Below are 15,132 nucleotides of genomic sequence, written 5' to 3' on the forward strand. Positions count from 1 at the left end.
GCGTTGTTTGAAGGCGCGCAATCTTAGCGACCCGCGCCAGACACGTCAAGGGCTTATGCCTCGACTTCCGCGGCGTCGATGACCTTGAGGCCACTGTCGGCCTGCATTGCCTCGTACTCGTCCTCGAAGAAGAACTTCTCCTCGCCGAAGGCCGGTGTCAGCTCGTTGAGCCAGGTGGCCTCCTCGTCGTACTTGGCGAAGAACGGCCGCTGCACCCAGTCCGGGTTGCGGCCCTGGACGAAGCGAAGGACGAACACCTTCTCGCCGTGAATCTCGGCCACGCCCTGTACCTCGACCTTGCCCGGCCCGGCGGACATGGATGGTCCGCGCGCCGTGCGCGCGAGGCCCGAGACCCGCTTCATCGCGTCGCGGTAGATGCGGTGCGCCTCGGCCAGCGGCACCTCGAAGCGGTACTTCGCGCCGGTGTCGCGCTCGACGAACATGTAGTACGGAATCATCCCCAGACGCACCTGCTCGCGCCACATGCGCGCCCAGACCTCGCCCGAGTCGTTGATGTGCTTGATCAGCGGGCTCTGGGTACGGATCTCGGCGCCGGTCGCCCGGATGCGCTTGACCGCCTCGCGGAAGATGGGGTTTTCCATCTCCTGAAAATGGTTGATGTGTGCCATCACCGCGACGTGCTTGCCGGATTCGACCAGTCGCTCGAACAGGCCGAGCAGCTCGTCGGCATCCTTGTCGGTGACGAAGCGGTACGGCCAGAACGACAGGGCCTTGGTACCGATGCGCACGGTCTGTACGTGCTCGAGGCGCTCGTCGAGAAGGCCCTCGAGGTATGGCGTCAGGTGCTTGGTCTTCATCACCATCGGGTCGCCGCCGGTCATCAAGAGGTCGCTCAGGTGCGGATGCTCGGCGAGGTAGTCGAGCAACTGGCCGGCCTCCTTGGAGGCGATCTTGAGATCCTTGTCACCGACGAACTGCGCCCAGCGGAAGCAGAAGGTGCAATAACTGTGGCAGGTCTGGCCCTGGCTGGGGAAAAACAGCGCGGTCTCGCGGTACTTATGCTGCACGCCCTCGACCGTCTCGCCGTTGACCTCGGGGAGATTCATCTCCATCTGGCCGGCCGGATGCGGATTGAGCTTGTGCCGCAGCTTCCAGGCCAGCGCGGTGATCTCTTCCTTGGGCGCCTCGCGTCGGTGCAGCTCGGCCATCTGCTCGTACATCTCGGGGCTGAGCATGTCGCGCTGCGGGAAGGTCAGGGCGAAGATCGGGTCGTCGGGGGCACGATCCCAGTCGATCAAGTTTTCGATGACGTAGTTGTTGACGCGAAACGGCAGCACGCTCGCGACCACCTTCATTTCGAACAGGGCCTCTTCGCCGAGGCGCTTGAGCGGTTCGATCTTGTCGAGGTGGCGGTCGGTGAAGACCTGCAGCTTGGGCGGCTGCCCGTCCTGCGTACCCGCCGCTTCCTGCTCGCGGGTTCCGGGGATGGTTCGCTTGGCAACAGTCGTCATAAAACCTCGTCTGGTGCGCATGGAATGGGGGCCGTGCCGACCACAAGGCCGGCGAATTCTAGCCCATTTCCCGAGAAAAACAACCGCTTATGCATATCCAGCCCACCTAGTGGACTCGATCAACGACCGCCCATCGAGGCTGCGGAACATGGAATCAACCACTTCGGCGTGACGCCCCATCGTGACCGGCCTGTTACCCCAGCCACCTCGAGCGCTGCAGGCCGCACCGAGTGATCTGCACCGAGAAACTAAAGCTCACGCGCACGCGCCCACGGGACGATTGTCCCGGCGCATATCAGCAACCACTTGCATACGTGGATTTCGACTCCTATAGTTCAGCGCAGCTATGAAATTTGCGCACCTGATCACATTGCTGCTGGCTCTGTGGGCACCGTTCAACGCGGTGACCGCAGGTGCGTCCATGCTCGATTGCCCGATGACCGACCTCGCGTCGGCACAGGCAGACACCTGCCCCGACCATGCAGAGGTCGCCGACACCTCCTCTCTCGGCTGCGACCACTGCGCTTCCTGTGGCGTGCACGGCGGCCTGTCCCTGCCGGCCTCGTTCACGCCCGTCGCCGCACCCCTGCTGCAGTCGGCACCGGACACGCACGTCACCGACCAGTCCGCGCCGGGCATCCCGGCCCCCCCCTTCCGTCCTCCCCTCTCGGCCTGATCGGCCGAGTTCTGACCGGGCAAGGTTTCTGACGAACTGACTGCCCTCGGCGCACGTCCACCGTGCCCGGTTTACACCTCGGCTGATCCAGCTCCCCGCTGACGTCTATTCAACCGAGGAATCGACCATGATCCTGTCATTCAAGCATCTGCCGTTACTGGCACTAGCGACCGCCCTGGCGACGGCTCTGCCCGCGCCGGCACTGGCCGCCGACGGCCTGCTGACGCTCGAGGCGGCTGAACAGGCCGCCCGGCAGCAGGACGAGGGCCTCCAGGCAGCCGAGCACCGCCGCCAGAGCCTTGCCTCCGAGGCGGAGGCCGCCGACGAGCTGCCCGACCCGCGTCTGTCGGTCGCCCTGCAGAACGTCCCGACCGACAACTACAGCCTGAGCGACTCCCCGATGACCCAGACAGTGGTCACGCTCTCGCAGACCCTACCGCCGGGCGACACCCTGACCTACCGCGCCAAGGCCGCCAGTGCCGAGGTCTCCGGCCAGCAGGCGGCACTCACCACCGCCGACCGCAAACTGGCCCGCGAGGTCCGGCGCCTGTGGCTGGACGTCTATCGTCAGGTCACCCTCTCCCGCCTGCTCGAACAGGAGCAGCGCCTCTACCGCGAGTTGCTCGAGAGCGCCCGCACGGCCTACCAGGTCAACGAGGCCAGTGGCAGCGACCTGGTCAGGCTGCAGGCACGGCTGTCGCGAATCGCCGACGCCCTCGACCGCCGCCGCGGTGAGTCCGAAGCCGCCCGGGCCCGGCTGGCACGCTGGGTAGGCGACGCGGCGTCACGCCCCCTGCCCGACGAACTGCCGGAGGTGCTCCGCAATACCCCGGAGGGCTCGATCGACTACCAGCCGGAGCTCGAGCAGCTGCGTGCCGACGTGTCGGCCGCCCGGGCACGGGTCGATGTTGCCCGCGAGCAGTTCGCCCCCGAGGTCGGTGTACAGGTTGGTTACGGCCTGCGGGCGGGCAGCGAGCCCAACACCTTGTCTGCCGGGGTCAGCATCAGCCTGCCCATCTTCAGCGAAAGCCGGCAGTCGCCACGGCTGCGCGGCGCGCAGCAGTCCGCCCAGGCAGCCCAGCTCGAGCTGGCGAAGCGCGCCCGCGACCTGTCTGCCCAGGCCGACGGCATCCGGGCACGCCTGGACGCGCTCGACCGGCGCATCACCCGTTACCAGAACAGCATCATTCCCGAACTGCAGCAGGTCGCCGACATGATCCGCGGCGAGATCGGCGCCGGTCAGGGCCAGTTCGAGGCCCTGATCGAAGCCGAGCGTGCCGTCGTCGAGGCGCGCCAGGAACAGCTGACGCTGCGACTCGACCGAGCCGACCAACTCATCGACCTGCGCTATCTCCTGGAGCCGAACGCATGAACCGTCACAACAAGATTCTTCGCATCAGTCTGCTGAGTACCGCGCTGGTGACGCCGGCGGTGATGACTGGCCTGACCCCGGTACTCAGCCACGCCGTGGCCGCCGACAGCGTCGACCACTCGGGACACGACCACGCCCAGTCGAGCGACGGCAACGACACCGTCACCCGCTGGACCTGTCCCATGCACCCGCAGATCGTCGAGGAGGAGCCCGGCTCCTGTCCCATCTGCGGCATGGACCTGGTCGAGAAGGAATACCCCGCGCAGGAAGCATCCGCCGATGCGGCCGAGAGCGCCCGGGACAACACGAAGGACATGGACGCTCACGAGGGGCATGACCAGATGTCTAGCGCCTCGTCGGGTGGCGAGACGGTTACCCGCTGGACCTGCCCCATGCACCCGCAGATCGTCGAGGAGGAGCCCGGCTCCTGCCCCATCTGCGGCATGGACCTGGTCGAAAAGGAGTACCCCGCCGAGGAAGCATCCGCCGATGCCGGCGATAGCGCCCCGAGCGCCCACGAGGGGCACGACCACGCCTCGAGCGCGTCGGCCGGCAGCGAGACGGTCACCCGCTGGACCTGTCCGATGCACCCGCAGATCATCGAAGAGGAGCCCGGCTCCTGCCCCATCTGCGGCATGGATCTGGTCGAGAAGGAGTACCCGGCCTCCGAGGTGGATGCGGCCAGCGCCGAGAGTAGCGGCGGTGGCAGTGCCAGCCGTCCCAAGGCACCCAGCTTCCCGTCCGTCTCGGTCAGCCCGATCACCGTGCAGCACATGAACGTGGTGATCGAGAAGGCCAAGAAGCGGCCGCTGATGGAGACGATCCGCACGGTCGGCACGGTCGGCTACGACGAGGACCTGCTCGCCCACGTTCACCCGCGCGCCAAGGGCTGGGTCGAACGGCTCAACGTCGCCTCGGTGGGCGCCAAGGTGAAGAAGGGCGAGGTGCTGTTCGAGTATTACTCGCCGGACATCGTCGCCGCCCAGCAGGACTACCTGGTCGCACTGCGTCGCGGCATGAATGACCTGATCGAGTCGTCCCGCGCCCGGCTCGAACTGCTCGACGTGCCCCAGTCGGTGATCGACGCGGTCCGCCAGCAGGGCAAGGTGCAGCGCACCATCCCGCTGCTCGCCCCGCAGGACGGCTACGTCGCCGAGATCAACCTGCGCGAGGGGATGTACATCCAGCCCGGGCTCGACCTCTACACCATCGCCCGACGCGACCGCGTCTGGGTGAACGTCGACGTGCTCGAGCGGCGCATGCAGTCGGTCAGCGAGGGGCAACAGGCCACCATGCGGGTCGACGGCATTCCGGGGCGCACCTTCGAGGGCACGGTCGACTTCGTCTACCCGGAGCTCGATCCGCAGTCGCGCACCCTGCGTGTACGGCTGGCCTTCGACAACGAGGACGGCCAGTTGCGGCCCAACCAGTTCGCCGAGGTAACGCTCACGCCGGAGAAGACTCCGCCGGTACTCGCCGTGCCGGCAACCGCCATCATCCCGTCGCCGGGCGGGGCCCGCGTGGTGGTGCGCACCGGCGAGGGCCGCTTCCGGCCGGTGGCCGTGGAAACCGGGGCCGAGGCGGGTGGCTATACGGAGATCGTTTCCGGGCTGGAGCCGGGCGAGCAGGTGGTCGCCTCGGGTCAGTTCCTGATCGACTCCGAATCGAACGTCCAGGCCGCCTTCTCGCGCCTGTCCGGCAACGAGCAGTAAGGGGGCGCCATGATCGAACGCATCATCCATGCCTGCATCCGCTTCCGGGTGCTGGTCGTGCTGCTGTCCGCCCTGCTCGCCGCGATCGGCTGGGCGGCCTGGAAGGCGACGCCGCTGGACGCGATCCCGGACCTGTCGGACACGCAGGTGATCGTCAAGACGACCTTCCCCGGCCAGTCGCCGCAGGTGGTCCAGGACCAGGTCACCTACCCGCTGACCACGCGCCTGCTGGCCGTACCCGGCTCGACGGCGGTCCGGGGCTACTCGTTCTTCGGTGACTCCTACATCTACGTCACCTTCGAGGAAGGCACCGACCTCTACTGGGCGCGCTCACGGGTACTCGAGTACCTCAATCAGGCCTCCGAGGACCTGCCGTCGGAGGTCACGCCCAAGCTGGGGCCGGATGCGACCGGCGTGGGCTGGGTGTTCCAGTACGCGCTCAACGACCCGACCGGGCAGCACGATCTCTCCGAGCTGACCACGCTGCAGAACTGGTTCCTCAAGTTCCAGCTCGAGTCGGTCGAGGGTGTGTCCGAGGTGGCCACCGTCGGCGGCATGGTCCGCGAGTATCAGATCATCGTCGATCCGCAGCGCCTGCGCGCGTTCAACATCTCGATCAACCGGCTGCGCGAGGCGATCTCCCAGGCCAACCGCGAGGTCGGTGGCGGCGTGATCGAGCGCGGTGGCGCGGAGTACATGATCACCAGCCGCGGCTACCTCAAGTCCGCGGACGACATCGAGCAGATCCCGGTGGGCGTGACCGACAAGGGCACCCCGATCACGGTCCAGGATCTCGGTCGGGTCGAGGTCGGTCCGGCCGAGCGACGCGGTGTAGCGGAACTCGACGGCAAGGGCGAAGTGGTCGGCGGCATCGTCGTCATGCGCAGTGGCGAGAATGCCCGCGAGGTGATAGCAGCGGTCAAGGAGAAGCTCGACGACGTCAAGTCGGGCCTGCCGGATGGCGTCGAAGTACTGACCACCTACGACCGCAGCGGCGTGATCGAACGCGCCGTGGCCTTCCTCGAGACGAAGCTGGTCGAGGAATTCCTGGTCGTGGCGCTGGTGAGCCTGATCTTCCTGTTTCACCTGCGTTCGGCGCTGGTGGCGATCGTCAGCCTGCCGCTGGGCATCCTGACGGCGTTCATCGTCATGAACTGGCAGGGCATCAACGCCAACATCATGTCGCTCGGCGGCATCGCGATCGCCATCGGCGCGATGGTCGACGCGGCCATCGTCATGATCGAGAACGCCCACAAGCATTTGGCGCGCTACCGGGAGACCCACGGCCATCCCCCCGAAGGCGAAGTCCACTGGGGGCTGATCGCCAAATCCGCCTCCGAGGTGGGACCGGCGCTGTTCTTCTCGCTGCTGGTGATCACGCTGTCGTTCGTGCCGGTATTCGCGCTGGAGGCGCAGGAAGGCCGGCTGTTCGCGCCGCTGGCCTACACCAAGACCTACGCGATGGCGGCGGCCGCCGGCCTGGCGGTCACCCTGATCCCGGTACTGATGGGCTACTTCATCCGCGGGCGCATTCCCTCGGAAGAGAATAACCCGATCAACCGCTTCCTGATCTGGGGCTACCGACCGGTGTTGTCGGGCGCGCTGCGTTTCCCCAAGACCGTGCTCGCACTCGCCTTCGTCGCGCTGTTCTCGATGGTGTTGCCGTTTGCCGGGATCTCGGGGTTTCTCGCCCCGCTCAAGTGGGCCGGTGATACCGACTGGCAGGCAAAAGTTACCGACTGGCAGTCGGACCTCGAGGACCAATGGAGCGACTGGTTCGACGGCTCGCCCAAGCTGGCAAGCCTCGGTAGCGGTCTGGGTTCGGAGTTCATGCCGCAGCTCGACGAGGGGGACCTGCTGTACATGCCGACCACCCTGCCGGGCCTGTCGGTGGGCGAGGCACGCATCCTCCTTCAGCAGGTCGACAAGCTGATCAGCGAGGAGCCAGAGGTCGAGCGCGTGTTCGGCAAGATCGGTCGGGGCGTGACAGCCACCGACCCGGCCCCGCTGACCATGATCGAAACCAGCATCACCTTGAAGCCACGCGACGAGTGGCGCGAAGGCGTGACGCTGGACGACCTAATCGCGCGGCTGAACAAGAAGGTGGACTTCCCCAGCCTGAACAACGCCTGGGTCATGCCGATCAAGACACGGATCGACATGCAGACCACCGGCATCCAGACGCCGATCGGCATCAAGATCACCGGTTCGGACCTCGACCAGATCGAAGACGTCGGCAAGCAGGTGGAGACGGCCCTGAAGAAGCTGCCCGGCACGCGCAGCGCCTTCGCCGACCGCACCTCGGACGGCCGCTATGTGGTGATCACCCCGGACCGCGAAAAGGCCGCCCGTTTCGGTCTGAACATCGGCGACATCCAGAAGGTGATCAGCCTGGCCGTCGGCGGGGTCAAGGTGACCGATACCGTCGAGGGGCTGGAGCGTTACCCGGTCAGTCTGCGCTATCCGCAGACGGACAGGCACTCGGTGGAGAAGCTGCGCGACCTGCCGATCGTCACGCCGGGCGGCTCCTCGGTGGCTCTTGGCCAGGTCGCCACGGTCGAGATCCAGTCCGGTCCGCCGGTAATCAAGTCGGAGAACAGCCGCCCGGCCGGCTTCGTCTTCGTCACCACCAGCGGGGTCGATCTCGGCGGCTACGTCGCCCGGGCCAAGGAGGTCCTCAAGGAGGAGGTCGATCTGCCGCCGGGCTACGCCATCGAGTGGGCCGGCCAGTACCGCTACATGGAGCGCGCCGCCGAGCGCCTCAAGCAGGTGGTTCCGCTGACGCTGGCGATCATTTTCGTGCTGCTGTATCTGACCTTCCGTCACGGCGGCAAGGCGATCATGATCATGGCCAGCCTGCCGTTCGCCCTGATCGGCAGCTTCTGGCTGCTGTGGGCGCTGGGCTACAACCTGTCGATCGCGGTGGCCGTCGGCCTGATCGCGCTGGCCGGCGTGGCCGCAGAGTTCGGCGTGGTGATGCTGATCTACCTCGATCAGGCGATCGAGCGCCAGCGCCGGGAGGGTCGCTTCAATACCCGCGCCGACCTGAAGGAAGCATTGATGGAAGGCGCGGTGCTGCGGGTTCGCCCCAAGGCAATGACCGTGGCGGTGATCCTCGCCGGCCTGATGCCGATCATGATCGGTCACGGCACCGGCTCCGAGGTGATGTCACGTATCGCCGCGCCGATGGTCGGCGGCATGATCAGCGCACCGTTCCTGTCGATGATCGTGCTGCCGGTGATCTATTGGCTGTGGCAACGGCGCAAGCTGCCCGAGGCCGCCTAGGCGCGGGCCGACAACCCGAAACGAAAAAAGGCCGGGATCTCCCGGCCTTTTCTTTTGCCTGCTTCAGTCCGACTCAGTCACCGGCCGCGGTATGGGCCAGACCATGCAGCGCCTTTTTCATCGTCGCCTGCACCGGCGCGGCACAGTCGCCAATGCCGTGACGTTCGACCAGGTACTCGGCCCGGTTGTAGCCGATCTTGACCGTCTCGCCGTCCTGCCAGATCAGCATCTTCATCGGCAGGTCGATAGCGACGGTCGGAGCACACTTCATCAACTGCGTGCCGCCCTGCGGATTGCCGAAGATCACGACTCGCGTCGGGGGCATCTCGAGATCGACCGTCTGGGCATTGGCCCGATGATCGACCTGAGCCATGACACCCATGCCCTTGGCCTCGATCGCCTCGACCAGGCGCTGCTCGGTCTCGGCCACATCGAACTCACTCTCGATGACGGTCATACCATCGGCCGCCAGCACGCCGGCCGGCAACCACAGTGCCGCGAGGGTGAAAACGGTCGATCGCAACACGCGTTCAATCCGTGTCTTCATGACGAGCCTCCTCAGGTTGAATGCTTCCCAACCCTAGTCGTCATCTTGGCCCGCTGCCGAACGGCTGGCGGCCGCCCGCGGCTCAGCTGCGTTCGACCGGCTGCTGCGACTCGCGTATCTCGGTCAGGCAGGTTTCCGGCAGGAAATTGTCGGCACGGGCCTCGCTCAGTTCGAGCGCGTAGCGCTCAGGCGGGTCGTCGCCGAGGAAACAACCCTTTTTCACGTACGGGAAGATCTCGTCGTAACGGCAGATCGATTCCGGGCTGACCCGTCGGTACAGGTGCGTCCGGTTCAATTCCTCGGGATGACGCAGACCGGCCGACGACAGCAGTTCGGCGGTAGCGGCCAGGGTGCCTTGATGGAAATGGCAGACGCGCTCGGCCTTGTCGGGCACGACCAGCCCGCGGTAGAGGTCGGGGTTCTGCGTGGCCACGCCGGTGGGGCAGCGGTTGGTGTTGCAGGTCAGCGACTGCACGCAGCCGAGCGCGAGCATCATGCCGCGCGCGCTGTTGCAAAGGTCCGCCCCCAGGGCGAGGTTCTTCACCAGGTGAAAACCGGTGAAGATCTTGCCGGAGGCGATCACCCGAATGTGCTGGCGAATGCCGAAGCCGGTCAGGCTGTCGTCGACGAAGGCCAGCGCCTCGCGCAGGGGCATGCCGACCGAGTTGGCGTACTCGATCGGCGCCGCGCCGGTGCCCCCTTCGCCGCCGTCGACGGTGATGAAATCCGGGTAGATGCCACGCTCGACCATGGCCTTGCCGATCGCGAGGAATTCGCTCTTGCGACCGATCGCGAGCTTGATTCCCACCGGCTTGCCATCGCTCAACTCGCGCAGTTCCTCGATGAAGTCGATCAGCCCCTGCGGGGAGTCGAAGGCACTGTGCGCCGGCGGGGACTCGATCCGGGTGCCGGACGGCACGTCACGAATCGCGGCGATCTCCGGGGTGTTCTTCTCTGCCGGCAGAATGCCGCCATGGCCGGGCTTGGCACCCTGCGAGATCTTGAGCTCGATCATCTTCACCGCCGGCAGGCGGGCCTTCTCACGGAAGGTCGTCGGGCAGAAACGCCCCTGATCGTCACGGCAACCGAAATAGCCGGTGCCGATCTGCCAGACGAGATCGCCGCCGTGTTCGAGATGATGCGGACTGAGCCCGCCCTCGCCGGTGTTGTGGCTGAAGCCGCCCAGCCGGGCGCCGCGATTGAGCGCCAGGATGGCCGCCGGGCTGAGCGAGCCGTAACTCATGGCGGAGATGTTCAGCACGCTCGCGGAGTACGGTTGCCGGCACTGCGGACCACCCACCGTGACGCGCAGGTCGGGATCGATCTCGCTGACATCGATGGCCGCCATCGACTGACCGAGCCATTCGTAGCCCAGCCGATAGGTATCAACACACGTGCCGTAGGGCACGGTCTCGCTCTGGCGTTTGGATCGCTGGTAGACCACCGAGCGAAACATGCGGCTGATCGGCCGGCCGTCGGTGTCCGATTCCAGCAGATACTGGCGGATGTATGGCCGCATCCGCTCCATCACCCAGCGACCCCGGGCAAGCAGGGGAAAATTCCGGCGCAGCGAATGCCGCGACTGCAGCATGTCGTACACGCCGATTCCGACCAGGGGCACGGCCACCAGCAGGAGCCACCACAGCGGCGGCCAGAGCAATCCGAGAACGATAATGACCGCAAGGATCGAGGCGGCGGTGGCGAGAAAGCGCCGATGCATACGAGACAGCTACCTCCGGTTTCGACCGCCCCGATCGATCACGGGAGCAGCGGTCAGAAGACTTTCGGAAGCGTAGCCGGAATGACCGCGCCCTGCTCAACCCCCGGCGGCGCGCATGGCCCTAGCGCTCGTCGGTTGGCGCGTCGTCCGGCGTGTTGGACTCAATGAGCTCGGCCGCCGACAGCGGCCGCGTCTCCTGGGTGACCGGCTCGGGCGAGCCGATCTCCTTGTCGGCCGAGACGGTCTTGAGGTCGCGGAACTTGCGCGCGCTGGGCAGTACGCGGGATTCGAGCGACCCCACCGCGCTGTTGTAGGCGTTCACCGACTGGTTGAGGCTCTTGCCCACCTTGGTCCAGTGCTCGGCCAGGGTGCCGATGCGCTCGTAGAGCTCCTTGCCCAGTGCGGCGACCTCGGCGGCGTTCTGCGCCATCGCCTCCTGGCGCCAGCCGTAGGAGACCGCCTTCAGGAGCGCGATCAGCGTGGTGGGACTCGCCGGGATGACGCGGTTCTCCGCACCGTATTCGATCAGCCCGGCGTCCTCGGCCAGCGCGGCGGAAAAGAACGCCTCGCCGGGAACGAACAGCACCACGAACTCGGGCGACGGGTCGAACTGGTCGAAGTAGCTCTTCTTCGCCAGCTGGCCGACGTGGGTGCGCACCTGACGGGCATGGTCCACGAGCGCGGCCTTGCGCTCAGTCTCGTCGTTGGCCTCGACGGCACGCAGGTAGGCATCCACCGGCGCCTTGGCATCGACCACCACCTGCCGGCCGCCGGGCAGGTGCACGATCAGGTCGGGGCGCAGCCGCCCGCCCTCGGTGGTCTGGTTGACCTGCTCCTCGAAATCGCAGTGCTCGAGCATGCCGGCCATCTCGACCACGCGCCGGAGCTGCAACTCGCCCCAGCGCCCGCGGGCCTGCGGCTGGCGCAGCGCCTTGACCAGATCGGCCGTCTCGCGATGCAGGCGCGGCAGGTGGGTCTGCAGCAGGTCGTTGACCTGCTGGTTGAGCGCCGAGTAGGCGCTGGTGCGCGCCCGCTCGAGGCCGTCGAGCTTGGTGTCGAACTTCTCCAGCCGTTCGCAGATCGGCCCGGTCAGCTGCTCGATCGCCTTGTGGCGGGCGGTGAGATCGTCCTTGGCCTGGTGCTGGAAGCGCTCGAGGTTCTCGCGGGCGAGCTTGAGGAAGGACTCGTTGTTGCGCGACAGCGCATCGGCGGACAGGCCCTTGAAGGCATCCGCCAGCTTCTCGCGCGCCTCGTCGAGCAATTTCAATTTCTCGGCGGCGGCCTCACGCTCGCGCTCCAGGCGCTCGGTCAGCTCGGCGCGCTCGGCCTTGAGCGAGGCGGTCGTGGCACGCTCGACATCCAGTGCGGTCTGCGCCTCGCGCCGCTGGGTCTCGACCGAGTCACGCATCTCCACCAGGTGCTGGCGTTCCGCCTCGTGACGGGCCGCGAGAGTACGCGCCTCGCCCAGTTCATCGCGGGCGGTGCGCAGCGCCTCGGTCTCGGCCTCGAGCAATGTCTCCAGGCGCTGCTGCTCCTCGGTCAGCCGCTGGCGCTCGCCGGCCTCGCCGCGCAGACGGGCGGCCAGCCAGGCACTCGCCACCGCCGTGGTCAGCGCCACGGCGAACAGGGCCCAGGCAATCGGGTTGTCGATCAGCACGTCGATGGCCGTCACTTGCTCTCTCCTTCATCCACCGGCCAGGGGGCTCCCGTCCGGTGCGTGTCTATCAGCCGGCGCGCCTCATCGACGTCCGCCCGGATGTGCTCGACCAGCGCGTCGAGCGACTCGAAGCGCCGTTCGTCACGGATGTCGGCGAGGAATTCCACCGTCACCAGCTCGCCGTAGATATCGCCGTCGAAATCCAGCACGAACACCTCGAGGCGGGCCTCGCCGCCGTCGACGGTCGGGCGCGTACCGATATTGGCCACCCCGTAGTGCGGCCCGCCGTCGATACCGCTCATCCGCACCAGGAAGACACCACGCAGCGGCGACAGGCGGCGTCGCAGGGCGATGTTGGCGGTGGGGAAACCCAGTTGGCGGCCGCGCTTGTCGCCGTGCATCACCCGCCCGCAGAGAAAGAACGGATGGCCGAGCAGTCGGGCGGCCGCTGCCACGTCACGCGCTTCGAGTGCGGCACGCACCCGGGTCGAGGAGACACGCTCGCCGTCGAGGGTCACGGTCACCGCCCGTTCGACGCCGAAATCCAGCGCCGGCCCCATGCGCTCCAGCAAGGCGAAATCCCCGGCACGCTTGGCGCCAAAGCGAAAATCATCACCAATCACCACATGGCGTGCGCCCAGGGCATCGACCAGCAACTCCTCGACGAAGGCTTCCGCCGACATGCCCGCCAGGGTCGCATTGAAAGGCATCAGCACCAGTCGGTCGACCACACCCAGCGCCTCGAAGGCGATAAAGCGTTCGCGCAGTCGCGTCAGCCGGGCCACCGGGGTCACCCCGTGGCGCTCGGCGAAGAATTCGCGGGGCAGCGGCTCGAAGATCACCACCACCAGCGGCAGATCCAGCGCCCGGGCCCGCTCGGCGGCCTGACGGATCACCGCCCTGTGGCCCCGATGCACGCCGTCGAAGTTGCCGATGGTGACCACCGCGCCGCCGGCTGGGGCGGCTTGTCGGTTCGGCGCACTGGGAGACAGACGAATCAGCTGCATGCGGTTTCCATTCTGGGCCAACAGGGGCGCAAGCACGAAGCCATCACTGGCGTTCCGGCGACACGTGGCGATCGAAGGCGACCACCGCCAGCAGGCGCCGCGGCGTCTGCCCCAGCATGGCTGCGGCCACCACGAAGATCGCCATCCCCAGCGCGATCAATCCGAGCACCGCGCCCAAGCGCTCGAACCAGGCCCAGCCGGTCCAGACCTCGGCGGCCGGACTGATCCACAGCAGCAACCCGGCCATTGCCAGCGCCGCCAACGTGATCCGGCCGATGAAACGGCGCGTGCCGGGCTCCACCTGCCAGGCGCCACGCCGGCGCAGGGTCCAGCCGAGCAGCAACGCGTTCACCCAGGCGGCCATGACCGTGGTCAGGGCCAGGCCAACATGCGCCAGGTTTCCGCCCATCCAGACAATCCACGGCAACACCAGCAGGGCCTTGAAGACCAGGTTGGCGACCACCGAGATCACCGCGATGCGCACCGGCGTCACCGTGTCCTGCCGGGCGAAGAAGCCCGGCGCGAAGATCTTGATCAGCAGGAATGCCGGCAGGCCCAGCGCGTAGGCAGTCATCGCCAGCGAGACCATCGCCGTGTCACTCGGCGTGAAGGCATCGTACTGGAACAGCGTCGCCAGGATCGGCACCGACAGCCCGATCAGCCCGGCCATCGCCGGCACGCCAATCAGGAGCGTCAACTTCAGTGCGCCATTGACGGTCCGATTGTAATCCTCGTCGCTGCCGCGGGCGAAAGCGCGCGAGAGTGCCGGCAGGATCACCGTGCCGATCGCCACGCCGAACACGCCCAGCGGCAGCTCCACCAACCGGTCGGAGTAGTACAGCCAGCTCACCGAGCCCGCCACCAGCAGGGAGGCGAGGATGGTGTCGACCAGCAGGTTGATCTGCGTGACCGAGGCGCCGAACATCGCCGGCAGCATCAGCCGCAGGGTCTTCTTCACCCCCGGATGCGGGGCGATGCGCGGGCGCGGTAGCAGCCCCAGCCGGGCGAGGAACGGCAGCAGGAAAAAGAGCTGCAGGATGCCGGCGATGAAGACACCCCAGGCCAGCGCGGTCACCGGCTCCTCGAAGAACGGGGCGGCGACCAGGGTCGCGGCGATCAGGCTCAGGTTCAGCCAGATCGGCGCCAGCGCCGGCATGGCGAACCGGCCGAAGGCATTGAGGCTACTGGCGGCGAAGGCGGTCAGCGAGATGAACAGCAGGTAGGGGAAGGTGATCAGCAGCATCCCCTCGGCCAGCTCGAGCTGGGCGAGATCGTCACTGAAGCCCGGCGCGAACAGCAGTACCAGCAAGGGCGCCCCGGCCATGCCCAGGGCGACGACCACCACCAGCACCGCCGCCAGCGTGCCGAACATGTGATCGACATAATCCTTGAGCTCGGCACGCGTGCCGGTCTCGCGGTATTCGGAGAGCACCGGCACGAACGCCTGCTGGAAGGCGCCCTCGGCGAACAGCCGGCGCAGGAAATTGGGAATCTTGAAGACGACGAAGAAGGCGTCCATCGCCGCGCTGGCACCGAACACCCGCGCAAGCAGCATGTCGCGGACGAAACCCAGTACCCGCGAGATCATCGTCATCCCGCCGAAGGCCGCGCTGCTCTTCCAGATGCTCATGCCGTTTCGTCGCCCTCCTTTGTCGAGCGGACATTCTGGCATGAACCGCTCGGT

General features: G+C 66.9%; 10 protein-coding genes. 4 read left to right on the forward strand and 6 right to left on the reverse strand.

Going from position 1 to position 15,132, the window contains the following annotated elements:
- Positions 1-53: 53 nt before the first annotated feature.
- On the reverse strand, positions 54-1,472 hold the full coding sequence (locus LV476_RS07775; RefSeq protein ID WP_250074999.1) for a KamA family radical SAM protein: 1,419 nt from the start codon (positions 1,470-1,472) through the stop codon (positions 54-56).
- Between the two features lie 346 nt (positions 1,473-1,818).
- Between LV476_RS07775 and LV476_RS07780 the strand changes: the two genes are divergently transcribed.
- The 4 genes from LV476_RS07780 to LV476_RS07795 all read left to right on the forward strand — a co-directional run bounded on the left by LV476_RS07780 (position 1,819) and on the right by LV476_RS07795 (position 8,517).
- Positions 1,819-2,148: a hypothetical protein gene (locus LV476_RS07780; RefSeq protein ID WP_250075001.1), complete on the forward strand. Its 330-nt coding sequence runs from the start codon at positions 1,819-1,821 to the stop codon at positions 2,146-2,148.
- Positions 2,149-2,275: 127 nt separating this feature from the next.
- The gene (locus tag LV476_RS07785; protein ID WP_250075003.1) at positions 2,276-3,520 is read left to right on the forward strand and encodes a TolC family protein; all 1,245 of its coding nucleotides are present in this window, start codon (positions 2,276-2,278) and stop codon (positions 3,518-3,520) included.
- Positions 3,517-5,232 (forward strand): efflux RND transporter periplasmic adaptor subunit, encoded by a 1,716-nt coding sequence (locus LV476_RS07790; protein WP_250075005.1) that lies wholly within the window; start codon positions 3,517-3,519, stop codon positions 5,230-5,232. Before LV476_RS07785 ends, LV476_RS07790 begins: the two co-directional genes overlap by 4 nt.
- Positions 5,233-5,241: 9 nt before the next feature.
- On the forward strand, positions 5,242-8,517 hold the full coding sequence (locus tag LV476_RS07795) for an efflux RND transporter permease subunit (protein WP_250075007.1): 3,276 nt from the start codon (positions 5,242-5,244) through the stop codon (positions 8,515-8,517).
- Positions 8,518-8,590: 73 nt separating this feature from the next.
- Here LV476_RS07795 and LV476_RS07800 read toward each other — a convergent pair whose 3' ends face one another.
- The 5 genes from LV476_RS07800 to murJ all read right to left on the reverse strand — a co-directional run bounded on the left by LV476_RS07800 (position 8,591) and on the right by murJ (position 15,078).
- Positions 8,591-9,064: a DUF302 domain-containing protein gene (locus tag LV476_RS07800; protein ID WP_250075009.1), complete on the reverse strand. Its 474-nt coding sequence runs from the start codon at positions 9,062-9,064 to the stop codon at positions 8,591-8,593.
- A gap of 82 nt (positions 9,065-9,146) precedes the next feature.
- Positions 9,147-10,784 carry an FMN-binding glutamate synthase family protein gene (locus LV476_RS07805; protein WP_250075011.1) on the reverse strand — a complete coding sequence of 546 codons (1,638 nt, stop codon included), beginning with the start codon at positions 10,782-10,784 and terminating at the stop codon, positions 9,147-9,149.
- 121 nt (positions 10,785-10,905) lie between these two features.
- Complete coding sequence (gene rmuC, locus LV476_RS07810; RefSeq protein ID WP_250075014.1) at positions 10,906-12,456, reverse strand: DNA recombination protein RmuC; 1,551 nt, start codon at positions 12,454-12,456, stop codon at positions 10,906-10,908.
- Complete coding sequence (ribF, locus tag LV476_RS07815; RefSeq protein ID WP_250075015.1) at positions 12,453-13,448, reverse strand: bifunctional riboflavin kinase/FAD synthetase; 996 nt, start codon at positions 13,446-13,448, stop codon at positions 12,453-12,455. The genes rmuC and ribF overlap by 4 nt, the downstream gene beginning before the upstream one ends.
- 43 nt (positions 13,449-13,491) lie before the next feature.
- Positions 13,492-15,078: a murein biosynthesis integral membrane protein MurJ gene (gene murJ, locus LV476_RS07820; protein WP_250075017.1), complete on the reverse strand. Its 1,587-nt coding sequence runs from the start codon at positions 15,076-15,078 to the stop codon at positions 13,492-13,494.
- Positions 15,079-15,132: the final 54 nt, after the last annotated feature.

It is taken from the genome of Guyparkeria hydrothermalis (assembly GCF_023555385.1).
GTDB lineage: Bacteria > Pseudomonadota > Gammaproteobacteria > Halothiobacillales > Halothiobacillaceae > Guyparkeria > Guyparkeria hydrothermalis_A.